Annotated in this window: 12 protein-coding genes; 11 read left to right on the forward strand and 1 reads right to left on the reverse strand. The window is 62.8% G+C overall.

Annotated features, from left to right (window positions below):
• Positions 1-143 precede the first annotated feature (143 nt).
• The 7 genes from AB8B29_RS02835 to AB8B29_RS02865 all read left to right on the forward strand — a co-directional run bounded on the left by AB8B29_RS02835 (position 144) and on the right by AB8B29_RS02865 (position 10,581).
• Positions 144-3,662, forward strand: coding sequence for an indolepyruvate ferredoxin oxidoreductase family protein (locus tag AB8B29_RS02835; protein WP_439006127.1), 3,519 nt, complete (start codon positions 144-146; stop codon positions 3,660-3,662).
• Positions 3,663-3,731: 69 nt separating this feature from the next.
• Positions 3,732-4,895 (forward strand): isovaleryl-CoA dehydrogenase, encoded by a 1,164-nt coding sequence (locus AB8B29_RS02840; protein WP_037193601.1) that lies wholly within the window; start codon positions 3,732-3,734, stop codon positions 4,893-4,895.
• Positions 4,896-4,930: 35 nt separating this feature from the next.
• Positions 4,931-6,538: a carboxyl transferase domain-containing protein gene (locus AB8B29_RS02845; protein ID WP_037193603.1), complete on the forward strand. Its 1,608-nt coding sequence runs from the start codon at positions 4,931-4,933 to the stop codon at positions 6,536-6,538.
• Between the two features lie 10 nt (positions 6,539-6,548).
• Positions 6,549-6,932, forward strand: a complete 384-nt coding sequence (locus tag AB8B29_RS02850) for a RidA family protein (RefSeq protein ID WP_037193605.1) — start codon at positions 6,549-6,551, stop codon at positions 6,930-6,932.
• A 9-nt stretch (positions 6,933-6,941) separates the two neighbouring features.
• On the forward strand, positions 6,942-8,930 hold the full coding sequence (locus tag AB8B29_RS02855; protein WP_037193607.1) for an acetyl/propionyl/methylcrotonyl-CoA carboxylase subunit alpha: 1,989 nt from the start codon (positions 6,942-6,944) through the stop codon (positions 8,928-8,930).
• The gene (locus AB8B29_RS02860; RefSeq protein WP_037193609.1) at positions 8,927-9,796 is read left to right on the forward strand and encodes a hydroxymethylglutaryl-CoA lyase; all 870 of its coding nucleotides are present in this window, start codon (positions 8,927-8,929) and stop codon (positions 9,794-9,796) included. The genes AB8B29_RS02855 and AB8B29_RS02860 overlap by 4 nt, the downstream gene beginning before the upstream one ends.
• Positions 9,793-10,581, forward strand: coding sequence for a crotonase/enoyl-CoA hydratase family protein (locus AB8B29_RS02865; protein WP_037193611.1), 789 nt, complete (start codon positions 9,793-9,795; stop codon positions 10,579-10,581). Before AB8B29_RS02860 ends, AB8B29_RS02865 begins: the two co-directional genes overlap by 4 nt.
• Here AB8B29_RS02865 and AB8B29_RS02870 read toward each other — a convergent pair.
• Positions 10,578-11,948, reverse strand: coding sequence for a TIGR03808 family TAT-translocated repetitive protein (locus tag AB8B29_RS02870; protein WP_047638847.1), 1,371 nt, complete (start codon positions 11,946-11,948; stop codon positions 10,578-10,580). The two genes, AB8B29_RS02865 and AB8B29_RS02870, sit on opposite strands and share 4 nt — an antisense overlap.
• Before the next feature lie 242 nt (positions 11,949-12,190).
• On the opposite strand from AB8B29_RS02870, the gene AB8B29_RS02875 reads away from it, so the two are divergent.
• The 4 genes from AB8B29_RS02875 to AB8B29_RS02890 all read left to right on the forward strand — a co-directional run bounded on the left by AB8B29_RS02875 (position 12,191) and on the right by AB8B29_RS02890 (position 16,689).
• On the forward strand, positions 12,191-12,937 hold the full coding sequence (locus tag AB8B29_RS02875; RefSeq protein WP_244655118.1) for a carbon-nitrogen hydrolase family protein: 747 nt from the start codon (positions 12,191-12,193) through the stop codon (positions 12,935-12,937).
• 28 nt (positions 12,938-12,965) lie between these two features.
• Positions 12,966-13,976, forward strand: a complete 1,011-nt coding sequence (locus AB8B29_RS02880) for a ligase-associated DNA damage response exonuclease (RefSeq protein ID WP_037193618.1) — start codon at positions 12,966-12,968, stop codon at positions 13,974-13,976.
• On the forward strand, positions 13,976-15,613 hold the full coding sequence (locus tag AB8B29_RS02885) for a cisplatin damage response ATP-dependent DNA ligase (RefSeq protein ID WP_037193620.1): 1,638 nt from the start codon (positions 13,976-13,978) through the stop codon (positions 15,611-15,613). Before AB8B29_RS02880 ends, AB8B29_RS02885 begins: the two co-directional genes overlap by 1 nt.
• Before the next feature lie 89 nt (positions 15,614-15,702).
• Positions 15,703-16,689, forward strand: a complete 987-nt coding sequence (locus tag AB8B29_RS02890) for an alpha/beta hydrolase family protein (protein ID WP_037193622.1) — start codon at positions 15,703-15,705, stop codon at positions 16,687-16,689.
• Positions 16,690-16,695 lie beyond the last annotated feature (6 nt).

Below are 16,695 nucleotides of genomic sequence, written 5' to 3' on the forward strand. Positions count from 1 at the left end.
CTGGGGGCAAGCACGAAAATATCCGCAAGCCGCCCGAAATCTTTGCAAATCATGCTGCCGATGCCCAGCCTTCGTTCGGAAATTAGCGCCCGTGCATGTTACATTGGGGTTGTGGTTTCGTCGGGTGCGGTAGGAGGCATTCGGTGAAATACGCGCAATTGGTGACTGCGATCTCGGGAGGAGAGCAGATGCTTGCAACCAGCGTATCGCTAGACGACAAATATACCGCAGAGGAAGGCCGCGTTTTCATGACCGGCCTGCAGACGCTGGTTCGACTGCCCATGACCCAGATGCGGCGTGACCACGCCGCCGGTCTCAATACGGCAGCCTTCATTTCAGGCTATCGCGGCTCGCCCCTCGGCGGCTACGACCAGCAACTCCTGAAAGCCAAGACTTACCTGGACGCCCACGACGTCACCTTCCAGCCCGGCATCAACGAAGATCTTGCGGCCACCGCCGTCTGGGGCACGCAGCAGGTCGGGCTGTCGCCCGGCGCGCGCAAGGACGGCGTGCTCGGCATCTGGTATGGCAAAGGCCCGGGCGTCGACCGCTCCGGCGACGTGCTGAAACATGCCAACGCCGCCGGGACATCGAAGCACGGCGGCGTCCTGTGTTTCGCCGGCGACGACCACTCGGCCAAATCCTCGACGATTCCGCACCAGACCGACCATGATTTCATGTCGGCTGTCATTCCGGTCCTTTATCCCTCCTCCATTCACGAATTTCTCGAATACGGCCTGCTCGGCATCGCCATGTCACGCTATTCCGGCTGCTGGGTCGGCATGAAGTTCATTGCCGACACCGTCGAGACGACGGCCGCCGTCGATCTCTCGAGCGAAAAGCGGCAATTCGTGCTGCCGACCGATTTCGAGCTGCCGCCCGGCGGCCTCAATCTTCGCTGGCCCGATCCGCCTCTGGTGCAGGACGATCGTCTGCAGACCTACAAGGCCTATGCCGCCATCGCCTTTGCCCGCGCCAATCGCGTCGACGAAATCACCCATGACGTGCCCAATGCCCGCTTCGGCATCATCTCCTCGGGCAAGGCCTATGAGGATGTGCTGCAGGCGCTGCGCGAACTGGAGATCGGCCCGAGGGAAATGGCCGCGATCGGCCTGCGCATCCTCAAGGTCCGCATGCCCTGGCCGCTGGAGCCGGAGGCCGTGCGGCATTTTTCCGAAGGGCTGGACGAGGTGCTCGTTGTCGAGGAGCGGCGCGAGATCATCGAAAACCAGATCAAGCAGCAGCTCTTCAACTGGCGCGCCGATGTCCGCCCGCGCATCGTCGGCAAATTCGACGAACACGACAAACCCTATCTCAGCCTCTCGGCGGCACTGACCGTCGGCGCTGTCGCCAGAGCCATCGCCGGGCGCATCGTCAAGCTCGATCTCGACCCTTCGCTGCACGACCGTATCGCTGCTAAACTCGCCTATCTCGCCGAGCGCGGCCAGATCAGCCGCAGCCATGTCGCACCGGTGAACCGCACGCCTTTCTTCTGCTCCGGCTGTCCGCACAACACCTCCACCCGCGTCCCCGAGGGCAGTCGCGCCATCGCCGGCATCGGCTGCCACTACATGGTCACCTGGATGGACCGCAACACCGAGACCTTCACCCAGATGGGCGGCGAGGGTGTGCCCTGGACGGCGATTGCCCGCTACACCGACGAAAAGCACATGTTCGTCAATCTCGGCGACGGCACCTATTTCCACTCCGGCATTCTCGCCATCCGTCAGTCCGTTTCCGCCAAGGTCAACGTTACCTACAAGCTGCTCTACAACGATGCCGTCGCGATGACCGGCGGGCAGCAGATAGACGGCTATCTGACGCCGGAGCTGGTGACGAAGCAGCTGCACGACGAGGGCGTCACGCCGATCTACCTGCTCTCCGACAATCCCGGCGTCTATCGGGCCTCCGAGCTTGCGCCTGGCGTCAAGGTATTGCACCGCGACCATATCGATCAGGTAATGCTGACGCTGCGCGAGACGCAGGGCTGCTCGGCGATCGTCTATGTGCAGACATGTGCGGCAGAGAAGCGCCGCCGCAGGAGCCGTGGCCTGATGGAAGACCCGGCCAAGCGCGTCTTCATCAATCCGGCGGTTTGCGAAGGCTGCGGCGATTGCTCGGTGCAATCCAACTGCATTTCCGTCGAGCCGCTGGAGACAGAATTCGGCCGCAAGCGCCAGATCAACCAGTCGAGCTGCAACAAGGATTTCTCCTGCGTCAAAGGCTTCTGCCCTTCCTTCGTGACAGTCCATGGCGGCAAGCGCCGCAAGCGGAAGGCGCTGGAACACGCGGATGTCGAAATGCCCTTGCCGAAGATCCCCATCGTCGGCGAACGGCCCTGGAACATCGCCATTGCCGGCGTCGGCGGTACCGGTATTCTGACCATCGGCGCCATTCTCGGCATGGCCGCCCATCTCGACGGCAAAGTGCCGATGATCCTCGACATGGCCGGCCTCGCGCAAAAAGGCGGCGCCGTCATGAGCCATCTGCGCATCGGCCTCAATCAGGCCGACGTCACCTCGTCGCGCATCGTCAATGGCGGCGCCGACCTGCTGTTGTCAGCAGATGAGGTAGTGGGCGCATCCAAGGATGCGATCACGCTCTGCTCGTCGACGCGCACCACAGCCATCGTCAATACGGGCCTGATGCCGGTCGCCGATTTCGTCCGCAACCGCGATTTCGATTTCAAGGTCGGCTCGGTGCAGCATGCGATTGCCAAGACTGTGAGCGATAAGTCCGTCTTCCTCGATTTCGGCCATGTCGCCACCGAGGTCACCGGCGATGCCATGTCGACCAATATCATGCTGACGGGCTTTGCCTGGCAGCGCGGCTTGTTGCCGTTGTCGCTCGAAGCGATCGAAAAGGCGATCGAGCTCAACGGCGTCGCCGTCAAGGCCAACCTCGCGGCCTTCCATTGGGGCAGGCTTCTCGCCCATGATCCGCAATCGGTACACGACATGATGGCCGAGCCGGATGTCGGCAAGACGCTGGCGGAAATGAGCCTCGAAGAACTTATCAGGCATCGCAAGGCGCATCTGACAGCCTATCAGGACGCCGCGCTTGCCGACCGCTACGCCGCCTTCGTCGCCCACGCCAACGCCCTGGCCGCAAGGGAGCGCCTTTCGGACAAAGTACCCTTCGCCGTTGCCGTCACCTATGCCCGGATCTTGGCCTACAAGGACGAATACGAAGTGGCGCGGCTTCTGACCGATCCCGCTTTCGAAGCACATCTGCGCGACGAGATGGAGGGCGATTTCAAGCTGGCCCTCAATCTCGCGCCGCCCATCCTCGGCGGCAAGGATCCGAACGGCCGGCCGAAGAAGCGCGAATTCGGCGCCTGGATTCTGCCGCTTCTTCGCATGCTCGCGCCGATGAAGCGGCTGCGCGGCACGGCCCTCGATCCCTTTGGCTACATGGCGGAGCGCCGGCTGGAGCGCCGGCTGATCACCGAATATGAAGGCATCGCCGGGCGCGTGCTTGCGGGCCTCAATCACGACAACGAGGCGGAAGCCCTTGCCATCCTCTCATTGTTCGATGAGATAAGAGGCTTCGGCCCGGTCAAGGAGGAGGCTGCCCGGAAGATCATGGCCAAAATAGCCGACAAGCTGAAGGCCTATGAGGCGCCGCGGGAGAAGCAACGTGTTCCGGCCGATGCAGCCTGACGGCTTCGGGGCGGATATGAAACAAGCCTATCGACAGATGCGTTTGAGAAGCACGGGAGGAGAAGCCGGATGTTTGAAGGGGGATTGAACTTCGCACTTGGCGAGGAGATCGATGCGCTGCGTGATCAGGTGCGCCGCTTTGCCGACCGCCGCATCGCACCGTTTGCCGACGAGATCGATCGCAACAACAGTTTCCCGACGCATCTGTGGCGGGAGATGGGCGAGCTTGGCCTGCTCGGCGTCACCGTCGACGACGCCTATGGCGGCGCCGGCCTCGGCTACCTCGCCCATACCGTCGCGATGGAGGAGATCAGCCGCGCCTCCGCTTCCGTCGGCCTGAGCTATGGCGCCCATTCCAATCTCTGCGTCAATCAGATCCACCGCAACGGCACGACGGCGCAGAAGGAGCGCTACCTGCCGAAGCTGGTTTCCGGCGAACATATCGGCGCGCTTGCCATGTCGGAACCGGACTCGGGATCGGACGTGGTGTCGATGAAGCTGCAAGCCGAAAAGCGCGGGCACCGTTATCTACTGAACGGCAGCAAGATGTGGATCACCAACGGCCCGGACGCCGATGTTCTCGTCGTCTACGCCAAGACATCGCCGGATGCCGGACCGCGCGGGATCACCGCTTTTCTCGTCGAAAAAGGGTTCGCTGGCTTTTCCGTCGGCCAGAAGCTCGACAAGCTCGGCATGCGCGGTTCGAATACCTCGGAGCTGATCTTTCTGGATTGCGAAGTGCCGGAGGAAAATGTCCTCGGCCAGATCGATGGCGGCGTCCACGTGCTGATGTCGGGTCTCGATTACGAGCGCGTCGTACTATCAGGCGGTCCCGTCGGCATCATGGCCGCGTGCATGGATGTCGTGCTGCCCTATCTGCATGAGCGCAAGCAGTTCGGCCAGTCGATCGGCGAGTTCCAGCTCATGCAGGGCAAGCTTGCCGACATGTATGTGACGATGAATGCCGCTCGCGCCTATGTCTATGCGGTCGCCGCCGCCTGCGACCGCGGCGAGACGACCCGCAAGGATGCGGCTGGCTGTATTCTTTACTCCGCCGAAAAGGCGACGGCTCTTGCGCTCGAATGCATCCAGGCGCTCGGCGGCAACGGCTATACCAACGATTATCCCGCCGGCCGGCTGCTGCGCGACGCTAAGCTTTACGAGATCGGCGCCGGCACCTCCGAAATCCGGCGCATGCTGATCGGCCGCGAACTGTTCGCCGAAACTGCCTGATTGCGCAATTCCATTCCCATTAACGGTGAAGCCGCATGACCGTCCTGAAATCAGAGATATCGACGCATACGGATCGCTTCAGAGACAATCGCGTCGCCATGCTGGAGGCGATCGGCGTGGCGGACGCTGCCGCCCTGCAGGCGACGGACGGCGGCGGTGCGCAGGCGCGAGAGCGTCATGTCAGCCGCGGCAAGATGCTGCCGCGCGACCGGGTGATGGGACTGATCGATCCCGCAACACCGTTTCTGGAGATCGGCACGACGGCAGCCCATGGCCTCTATGGCGGCGACGCGCCGGGCGCCGGGCTCATTGCCGGCATCGGTCGTGTTTCCGGCCGCGATTGCATGATCGTCTGCAACGACGCCACGGTCAAAGGCGGCACCTACTATCCGATCACCGTGAAGAAGCATCTGCGGGCGCAGGAGATCGCGGCGGAAAACAATCTGCCCTGCCTCTATCTGGTCGATTCCGGAGGGGCCAATCTGCCGAACCAGGATGAGGTCTTTCCGGACCGCGATCATTTCGGCCGCATCTTTTACAATCAGGCCAATATGTCGGCAGCCGGCATTCCGCAGATCGCCGTGGTCATGGGCTCCTGCACCGCAGGCGGCGCGTATGTGCCTGCCATGTCCGATGAGGCCATCATCGTCGAAGGGCAGGGGACGATCTTTCTCGCCGGCCCGCCGCTGGTGAAGGCGGCGACCGGCGAAGTGGTTTCGGCCGAAGATCTCGGCGGCGGCGATGTTCACACGCGTCTTTCCGGCGTTGCCGACCATCTGGCGCGCGACGATGCGCATGCGCTTGCCCTGGCGCGGCAGGCGGTCGCCAATCTCAATCGCCGCAAGCCCATGACGGTCGAACTGTGCGCGCCCGAGCCGCCGCTTTACGATCCGGAAGAAATCCTCGGCATCGTCCCCTCCGATCCGCGCACGCCCTATGATGTGCGCGAGGTGATCGCCCGCATCGTCGACGGTTCGCGCTTCGATGAGTTCAAGGCCCGCTATGGCGCGACGCTGGTCTGCGGCTTTGCCCATGTCCACGGCATTCCGGTCGGCATCATTGCCAACAATGGCGTGCTGTTTTCGGAATCGGCGCTGAAGGGCGCCCATTTCGTCGAGCTTTGCTCGCAGCGCAAGATCCCACTGGTCTTCCTGCAGAACATCACCGGCTTCATGGTCGGCAGAAAGTACGAGACGGAGGGCATCGCCAAGAACGGCGCCAAGCTGGTGACGGCGGTCGCCACCACCAAGGTGCCGAAGATCACCATGCTGATCGGCGGCTCTTTCGGCGCCGGTAATTATGGCATGGCCGGCCGCGCCTATTCGCCGCGCTTCCTCTGGACCTGGCCCAACAGCCGCATCTCAGTGATGGGCGGCGAACAGGCGGCCGGTGTGCTTGCAACGGTGCGCGGCGAGGCGCTGGCCCGTGCCGGCAAGCCCTGGACGAAGGAGGAAGAGGCCGCCTTCAAGGTGCCGACGCTCAAGATGTTCGAGACCCAGAGCCACCCGCTCTATGCCTCGGCCCGGCTTTGGGACGATGGCATCATCGACCCGCGCAAGAGCCGTGACGTACTGGCTCTATCGCTTTCGGCCGCGCTCAATGCGCCGATCGAAGACACACGCTTTGGCCTGTTCAGAATGTGAGGAGATTGAGATGAAACGCGATACCATCAATGCCAAGAATGCGCCGCAGCCGCGCGGCGGCTATGCCCAGGCGGTAAAGCTCGAGAATTTCGAGAAACTGCTGTTCATCAGCGGCCAGATTCCGACGACCGCAGACGACGCGCTTCCCGAGGGATTCCAGGCCCAGGCCCGCCAGGTCTGGCTTAATATCGATGCCCAGTTGAAAGCGGCCGGCATGGGCAAGACCGATATCGTCAAGGTGACGACCTTTCTTGCCGATCGTCACCACACGATGGAGAACCGCGAGATCCGCAGCGAATATCTGGGTTCGCTCACGCCGGCCATGACGGTGGTGATTGCCGGTATTTTCGATACGGCCTGGCTGCTCGAAGTCGAGGTCATCGCCGCGCAATAGGGTCCGCTGATGTTTTCGAAGATACTGATCGCCAATCGCGGAGAAATCGCCTGCCGGATCATCCGGACGGCAAGACGCTTGGGCGTTCGCACGGTCGCCGTCTATTCGGATGCTGATATCGGCGCGATGCATGTGGCGTTGGCCGATGAAGCCATTCATATCGGCGCGGCCGCCGCCGGCGAAAGCTATCTTTCGAAGGAGAAGATCATCGCGGCCGCCGGGCGGGCCGACGCGGAAGCCATTCACCCCGGCTATGGCTTCCTGTCGGAAAATGCCGATTTTGCCGAGGCGGTCGAGAAGGCCGGACTGGTCTTCATCGGCCCTTCGCCGAGCTCGATCCGCGCCATGGGTCTCAAGGATGCGGCCAAGGCGCTGATGGAGCGGGCCGGCGTGCCCGTCGTGCCCGGTTATCACGGCGAGAGGCAGGAGCCGGGCTTCCTGGCCGAGCAGGCCGGTAGCATCGGCTTTCCCGTGTTGATCAAGGCACGGGCGGGCGGCGGCGGCAAGGGCATGCGCCGCGTCGATCGGCCTGACGATTTTCCGGCCGCGCTGGAAGCTGCAAAGCGGGAGGCGAAATCGGCCTTCGGCGATGATGCCGTGCTGATCGAAAAATATCTCATCCAGCCTCGCCACATCGAAATCCAGGTTTTCGGCGATAGCCAGGGCAATGTCGTGCATCTCTTCGAGCGCGATTGCTCGCTGCAGCGCCGGCACCAGAAGGTGATCGAGGAGGCGCCGGCGCCCGGCATGACGCAGGAGATGCGCAACGCCATGGGCGAGGCGGCGGTACGGGCTGCACGGGCCATTGACTATCGCGGCGCCGGCACAGTCGAGTTCATCGCCGATGTCTCTGACGGCCTGTCGCCGGATCACTTCTTCTTCATGGAGATGAATACCCGCCTGCAGGTCGAGCATCCCGTCACCGAGGCGATTGCCGGCGTCGATCTGGTGGAATGGCAGTTAAGGATTGCCGGTGGCGAGCCTTTACTGAAGACGCAGGCCGAACTTGCGATAAACGGTTGGGCCTTCGAAGCGCGGATCTACGCAGAGGATCCATCGCGCGGCTTCCTGCCGGCAACCGGCACGCTGTCGCATCTGAGGTTTCCCGATGGCGATGTCCGCATCGATGCGGGCGTGCGCGAGGGGGATAGCATCACGCCGCACTACGATCCGCTGATCGCCAAGCTGACGGTTCACGCGCCGGATCGCCCGGCAGCACTTGCCAGGCTGACGCGAGCTTTGGAGCAGACGCAGGTGGCGGGAACCACCACCAATCTCGATTTCCTCATTCGCCTCAGCCGCCAGCCGGATTTCTTCGCCGGCCGTCCGGATACGGGGCTGATCGACCGGGAAGCGGAGGCCCTGACATCGGCGCAACAGCCTGACGATGCGGCGCTCGCTATTGCAGCCATTGTCGAGGCAGGCGGCTTTGCCCGGCTCGATGGAAGTGATCCCTGGCATGCGCTCGGCGCCTGGCAGCTCTGGGGCGAAATGAGCCGGCCCGTGACGCTGCATTTCGGCAGCGGGCAGGCGAATTGCCGCGTGATCGCAAAAGGCGGGCAGCTTTTCAGCGTCGCCTTCGATGACCGCACCATTCCGGTCCGCCTCATGGCAGATGGCAATGGTGTCCGTCGCGTCGAGATCGACGGCCGGCAGTCGAGCGTCGATATGTTCGAGGCATCGCATGGCATGACGCTGTTCCTCGACGGGCGCACGCATCATTTTCATCGGCTCGATCCGCTGGACGGCGGCGAAGAGGCGACCGCCGGCGGCGATCGACTGATCGCCCCGATGCCGGGCCTCGTCAAGATCGTCCGCGTCCGCGAGGGCGAAACGGTGGCCAAGGGGCAGGCGCTGATCATCATGGAGGCCATGAAAATGGAATTGACGCTGACGGCGATGCGCGACGGCGTCGTGGAGAGCCTGCATGTCGGCGAGGGCGATCAGACCAGTGAGAGCGCCGTCCTTCTGTTGCTCCGCCCGGAGGATACGGCATGATTGAAGAGCCCTCCGACCATGTCACGATCGTCGAGATGGCTCCGCGTGACGGTCTGCAGAACGAAAAGCAACCCATCGATACGGCAAGAAAGATCGAGCTGGTGAACCTGCTCTCCGATTGCGGTTTCGAGCGCATCGAGGTCACCAGCTTCGTCAGCCCGAAATGGGTGCCGCAGCTTGCCGACGCCGCCACCGTCATGGCCGGGATAGAGCGTAGACCAGGTGTGCGCTATGCTGCGCTGACGCCGAACATGCAGGGTTTCGAGGCGGCACTTGCGGCCGGTGCAGACGAAGTGGCGATCTTTGCATCTGCTTCCGAAACATTCTCCATGCGCAATATCAATTGCTCCATAGCCGAGAGCATCGAGCGCTTCCGGCCGGTGGCGGCCGCGAGCCGCGATCACGGCCTTCCTCTGCGCGGCTATGTCAGCTGCGTCGTCGAATGCCCTTATGAAGGCCCGGTATCGCCGGAGAAGGTTGCCGATGTTGCCTGGCAATTGCGGGCGCTCGGCTGCTATGAAATCAGCCTCGGCGATACGATCGGCAAGGGAACGCCGGAGGCTGTCGACAGAATGCTCGCGGCGGTTCTGGCCGAACTTCCCGTCGCAGCACTCGCCGGCCATTTTCACGATACGTCCGGGCGCGCGCTCGACAATATCGCTGTTGCCCTGGAGCGCGGCTTGCGGGTGTTCGATGCCGCCGCCGGCGGCCTCGGCGGCTGCCCCTTCGCACCTGGCGCAAAAGGCAATGTCGATACGGTGGCCGTGCATGACTATCTGGTTTCGCGCGGCTTCCGGACCGGCCTTGACGAAGAGAAGCTCGGCCGAGCCGCTGCCTTCGCGCGAAGCCTGAGGAGTGCCGCATGATATCGAAAACGATCCATGTCCTTGTCGATGAGCGTGGTGTCGCCCAGCTGACGCTGGCGCGCCCGGAAAAGCACAATGCCCTGTCGGCAGAGATGATCGATGACTTGACCGCTGCAATCCATGATCTCGGCCACGACAAAACTGTCCGCGTCGTCGTGCTTGCAGGCGAGGGGGCAAGCTTTTGCGCCGGCGGCGATCTCGGTTGGATGCGCGCCCAATTCGACGCGACGCGCGCCGGGCGCATGGTTGAGGCTCGCCGGCTTGCCATGCTTTTCAAGGCATTGAACGAATTGCCCAAGCCGCTGGTCGCGCGTGTCCACGGTAATGCCTTCGGTGGCGGCATCGGCATCCTCAGCGTGTGTGACTTGGTGATTGCCGCGTCCACGGCACGCTTCGGTCTGACGGAGGTCCGCCTCGGCATCATCCCCGCCACCATCAGCCCTTACGTCGTTGCCCGCATCGGCGAGGCGAATGCCCGTCCGCTCTTCCTCTCGGGCAAGATCATCGATGCCTGGCAAGCGCATGCCGCCGGCCTGCTTTCCCGTGTCGTCCCCGAGGAGGCGCTGGACGAGGCCGTCGAAGCGGAAGTCCGGCATTTCCTTGCCGCGTCTCCGCAAGCTGCAGCCCGCGCCAAGGCGCTGGCTCGCTCGGTCGGCAGGCCGATTACCGACGGCATGATCGATCACGTCGTCGAGCAATTGGCGGATGCGTGGGAGAGCGAGGAGGCAAAGGAGGGCGTTGCCGCCTTCTTCGAAAAGCGGCCACCGAACTGGCGAGAGGCCTAGACGACCCTGTTACGCTCGATGGTCAGTTGCGGGAACTCGCCGTTTCCCACCGCCAGGTCGCCGGAAGCTGGCTTGTCCCAGCGAAAGCCCATGATCGCGCCTTTCTCCATTTCCTGGAAGAGATTGTCTGAGATGAGCGCCGAGCCGGCGCCATCCGCTACCGATACGACGCAGCCGATGCCGGCATGGCGGATAATGTTGCCTGTGGCGACGACGTTGCGGAGATAAGGCCCCCAGCCGAGTTTCAGGCCCCAAAGCGGCGCGTTTTCGATGACGTTATCGGCAATCAGCGTGTCGGCCTCGGCCGATATCCCGATGCCGAAACCGCTTTCCTGAGCGTAAGGCGCTGTTAGCGACAGGTTGCGGACGATATTGCCCGTCACGGTGGCGAGCCGGCCGCCTTTGTCGAAATTGGCGACGGCGATGCCGTTTGCCGCGCCGTCGATCAGGTTGTTGTTGATGACGGCGCCTTCGAATTCGAATTCGCAGAAGATTGCCGTCTCGCCGGAGCGCAGGCATTGATTGGCCGATATCTGGACGTTCGATGCCGAATTGGCGCGGATCGCAGTGAAGGCGCAATCGGCAATGCGGTTGCCGGAAACCAGAACATCATCGGCCCGAAAGACGTTGATGCCGTTGCCGTTCTGGCCGGTGCCGCCGCCATTGGCGCCGATGCGGGCTATGCGGTTGTCGGTGACGCTGCTGCCGTCCTCGGCCTTCTCCCAGCGATGGATGAGGATGCCGCCATTGCCACAATCCTCGACGCTATTGCCTGTGACCGTCAATCCGGCCGATTGGACGGAATAGATGCCGGCCTCGGCGGCGCCGGAGATGCGGCTGCGCTCGATCCGGCCGCCGCAGCGCTCCAGTTGCAGCGCATGTTTGCGGCTGCCGGCAATCAAGCAATTGTCGATCAGCACCTCGTCGACACCGGTGAATTGCAGGAGACCACCGGCATAGTCGGCAAGCCAGCGATTGCCGCCATCGAAGACGATGCCGGAAAGCTCGATGCGCCTGGCCTTATCGGCGTTCATCAGGTGGCCGTCGCCGCCATAGACGAGGCGCGTGGCGCCGGGCACGCCGGTTATGCGGGTATTATCAGGCAGCGTCAGGTTCGAGACGGTGTAGTTGCCTGGCGGCAGGAGGAGAGGCACGTTGTTGCGCGCGGCACTATCGATCATCGCCTGCAGCTTGCCGCTCTTGATATCGCTCGTGCCCGGCGTCGCCTTGTAGGCGATGGCGTCGATCGGGCCGCGCAGCGCGGCGCCGTTCATCCCGGCAAGCGGCGCAGCAAAAATGCGGGGCGCAAACAGGCCGGCGGCGGCAGAAGCCGCCACAGAGGCGATGAACGCGCGGCGCTGGATCATTGCGGACTCCCGAAATAGCACTCAGCAAGCAGAAATCGTGCCACGAGCATCTGTCCCGTTTTGGCACGCATGCGACGCCGAATCTGCGACTTGGACGCTTTCCTCCTGGGCGTCGGGCCGCGCGCTTATCGTTTCGTTTACCGATCCGGCCCGGACGATGGCTGGAATTCGATCGGTTCGCGCTGTGGGCGAATCGCGGCGCATGCTAGCTCTGCCACATGCGGATCGCAGCCTTTCAACGTATGGCACTCTTCGACGCCGTCGATCGGACGACGGAGGTGCTGGCGCGCGATGTGGCATGGGCGGAAGCACAAGGCATCGACCTCGCCCTTTTTCCCGAATGCTACCTTCAGGGACACAGCTACAACAAGGCGATTGCCAGGCGGCGCGCCCTCTCTCTCGATGATCCCGCCCTGAATACCTTGATTGGCCGCTGCGCGTCGGCAAGGACGACCGCGGTCATCGGGCTTTTCGAGCTGCGAGGGGAGGCGATCTACAACAGCGCAATCGTCGTCAAGGCAGGTCAGATAATCGGGGTCTATGCCAAGGCGCATCCCCTCGAGAGCGGCTGCACGCCGGGAACGGATTTTCCTATCTGGGCACTGGACGATTGGCGCTTCGGCATCAATATCTGCGCCGATCTCAGATATCCCTACACGGCATCCCGGCTTGCCAGAAAGGGTGCCGGCCTCATCTGCAATCCCATCAATCTTATGCTGCGGCCTCACAAGGCGGAGATGTGGCACAAGCCGGGCATATCGAGCCTGCAAATATGCGCCAGGCACACGAAATGCTGGGTCATGGCGTCGGATGTCGTCGGCAGCAATGACGACGGCTGGCTCAGTTATGGCAGCTCAGCGATCGTCGATCCCAACGGCGTCGTCGTCGCGAAGGCGAAGCCGTATAGCGAGGATGTGCTGGTCTTCGATCTGCCCGATCGACAGCATGAAGGCAAATTCGATCAAAAAGCTGGTGTCATCGCTACATAATCGCGCAAATCACGCTATCCTTTCATCCATGAGACCAGAACAACTGCTTTATCCAGCGCCCGAGGGATTGTTCTGTCCGATCGGTGGCTTCTATATCGACCCCGTGCAGCCGGTCGAACGGGCGCTCGTCACGCATGGCCATTCCGACCATGCCCGCTCCGGCCATACCCATGTGCTCGCCACGCGCCAGACCCTGGATATCATGCGTATTCGTTACGGTACCGGCTTTGCCGGCTCGGAACAGGCGGTCGGCTTCGGCGAGGAGGTGACGATCAACGAGGTTAAGGTGCGGTTCCATCCGGCGGGTCATGTTCTCGGCTCGGCGCAGATCGCGGTGGAGAAGGATGGGCTGCGGATCGTCGTCTCCGGGGACTACAAGCGCCGGCCGGATCCGACCTGCGCCGCCTATGTACCCGTTCCCTGCGATGTCTTCATCACCGAGGCTACCTTTGGGCTGCCGGTGTTCCACCATCCCGACCCGATGGAAGAGACGCAGAAGTTTCTGGCTTCCCTTCGCCAATTCCCGGAGCGGACCCATCTGATCGGCGCCTATGCGCTTGGCAAGGCGCAGCGCGTCATCCGGCTGCTGCGCGATGCCGGCTACGACGAGCCGATCTATATTCACGGCGCGCTCGAGACCCTGTGCGATTACTACGTCAGTCAGGGCATTATGCTCGGCGAGTTGCGGCCGGCAACGGTCGAGAGCCGCGATCAGTCGATCTTCCAGGGCGCCGTGGTCGTCGGCCCGCCATCGGCATTTTCCGATCGCTGGGCAAGGCGGTTTCATGATCCGCTGCCGGCCTTTGCCTCCGGCTGGATGCTGGTGCGCCAGCGTGCCAAGCAGCTCGGCGTCGAGCTGCCGCTCGTCATCTCAGATCATTGCGATTGGCCGGAGCTGACGGAGACGATTTCCGAATTGAAGCCGGGCGAGGTCTGGGTCACCCACGGACGCGAGGAAGCGCTCGTCCGCTGGTGCGAGCTGCAGGGTATTGCGGCGAAGCCTTTGCATCTCATCGGCTATGAAGACGAGGGCGATTGATGAAAGCCTTTGCCGATCTTCTCGACCGCCTGGTGCTGACGCCGAGCCGCAACGGCAAGCTGAAGCTGTTGACCGATTATTTCCGCGACACGCCGGACCCCGATCGCGGCTATGGTCTCGCCGCCATCGCCGGCACGCTCGAGGTTCGCAACGTCAAGCCCGCGATGCTGCGCGAACTCGTGCTGGAGCGCATGGACGACGTGCTGTTCCGCTATTCCTACGACTATGTCGGCGATCTCGCCGAGACCATATCGCTGGTCTGGGACAAGGAAAGCGACATCGTGCGCCCGGCCGGCGAGCAGCCCAGGCTCGGCGAGGTCGTCCGCGGCATGAATGCGCTTGGCCGTACCGAGGTGCGCAGCTTCGTTCGAGACCTGCTTGATCGGCTGGATACCTCGGGCCGCTTCGCCTTCCTGAAGCTCGCCACCGGCGCCTTGCGCATCGGGGTATCGGCCCGGCTCGCCAAGCAGGCACTGGCAGAGCTCAGCGGCAAGGACGTGACCGAAATCGAAACCCTGTGGCATGGTCTGCAGCCACCCTATGAGAGCCTGTTCCGCTGGCTTGAAGGGCTGGCAGAGCGGCCGGTGCTGGCGACGCCGGCGATCTTCCATTCCGTCATGCTCGCCAATCCGGTCGAGCCAGGCGATCTCGACGGGCTCGATCCGAAGGATTTCGCAGCCGAGTGGAAATGGGACGGCATCCGCGTCCAGCTTTCGCGTGCCGGGTCCACGAGCAAGCTCTATTCCCGCTCCGGCGACGATATCTCCGGCGCCTTTCCCGACATCGTCGATGCGATGAGCTTCGAGGGCGTCATGGATGGCGAGCTGCTGATCGGCGGCACGGTGCGCTCCAACAACCCGACGCGCAGCTTTTCAGACCTGCAGCAGCGCCTTAACCGCAAGACGGTCACGCCGAAGATGCTGGAGGAATATCCTGCCTTCATCCGCGCCTACGACCTGCTGTTCGACGGCGAGGAGGATGTGCGCGGCCGCGGCTTTCTCGATCGGCGCGAACGGCTGGCTGAGATCGTCGAGGCGGCACCCCATGACCGTTTCGATCTTTCGCCCCTCGTCGAGTTCACCTCCTGGGAGGAACTGGAGTGGCTGCGCGCCTCGCCGCCCGATCCGGTGATCGAAGGCGTGATGATCAAGCGCCGGGACAGCGCCTATCTTGCCGGACGGGCCAAAGGCCCTTGGTTCAAATGGAAGCGCGACCCCTACAATGTCGATGCCGTGCTGATGTACGCGCAGCGCGGTCATGGCAAGCGTTCCAGCTATTATTCCGACTTCACCTTCGGCGTCTGGTCGATGACGCCGGAGGGCGAGCAGCTGGTGCCCGTCGGCAAAGCCTATTTCGGTTTCACCGATGCTGAGCTCGAAGTGCTCGACAAATTCGTTCGCAACAATACGGTCGATCGCTTCGGTCCGGTGCGGGCGGTGCGCGCCGATCGCGATTTCGGCTTCGTTCTCGAAGTCGCCTTCGAGGGGATAAACCGCTCCACCCGTCATAAATCCGGTGTTGCGATGCGTTTTCCCCGCATTGCCAGGCTTCGGCCGGACAAGCCGCCCTATGAGGCGGATCGGCTAGAAAGTTTGATCGCACTGATTGACGCGAAGGCTCCCGCTGTTGATGAATAGGTGAGGGCGATTCCTCACCACAATGTGAGTTGGCCCTGCCTTTCAACCCGTGCAATTTTGAACTGCGCCGGGATAATTGGACAGAGCCTATGACCATGTCTGACGACAACACATTCCGTCCCAATCGCCGCGGCGTTCTTGCCGGCCTCGCCGCCGCGCTTTTCGCTCCCAACATCGTTAGGGCTGCCGATGACAGCACGGCCGGCCCTAAGCCTGCCGATGGCAAGAGCGCCGTCGCCAAGAATGAGGAAAAGGCAGCGGATGCGCCGCCGCTGCTGTCGGGCGATTATGCCAAGGAGCGCCACCTGTTCCGCACGGATCTGCTCAGCAAGGGGCCTGCTCCCGACATATACGAACCGCTGGTGACGCCGTCGACCGCCGACCAGCTTTTCTATCGCAGCGGCGTCGGCAGCGAGTTGGAGCTCGTCGCCTGGGTTTCCCGCTACACGCGAACGGCCAAGCCGAAACCGGCCGTGCTTTTCCTGCATGGCGGCAACGCTATCGGCCAGGGTCATTGGCAGCTGATGAAGCCTTATATCGAGGCTGGCTACGTCGTCATGATCCCTTCGATGCGGGGTGAAAACGGCCAGAAGGGCAATTTCTCCGGGTTTTATGACGAGGTTTCGGATGTGCTGGCCGCTTCCAACCGGCTGCGGCATCTGCCCGGCGTCGACCCGCATCGCATGTTCCTGGCTGGGCATAGCGTGGGGGGTACGCTGACAATGCTCGTTGCCATGTCGACTAGGCGCTTCCGCGCGGCCGCGCCGATATCAGGCAATCCGGATGCTTATGCCTTCTTCAGCCGTTATCCGCAGGATATCCGCTTCAATACCAAGAACCCGCGCGAATATCAGATGCGCTCGCCGCTCTGCTATGCGCACAACTTCAAATGCCCGATGAAGCTGTTTCACGGCACTGAGGAGGCTCATTTCGACTCGCGGCTCGCTCTGCTCGCCAAGCGGGCGACGGCGGGCGGCGTGAAGATGGACATGGAAACCATGCCGGGCAGCCACAATTCCGCGCTGCCGGGCGAGATCGAGCAAAGCATCCGGTTCTTCGAAAGCGTGGCCGCCTAACAGTAA

Origin of the sequence: Rhizobium sp. 11_C7_N12_5 (genome assembly GCF_051811145.1) — a bacterium.
Lineage (GTDB): Bacteria > Pseudomonadota > Alphaproteobacteria > Rhizobiales > Rhizobiaceae > Rhizobium > Rhizobium lusitanum.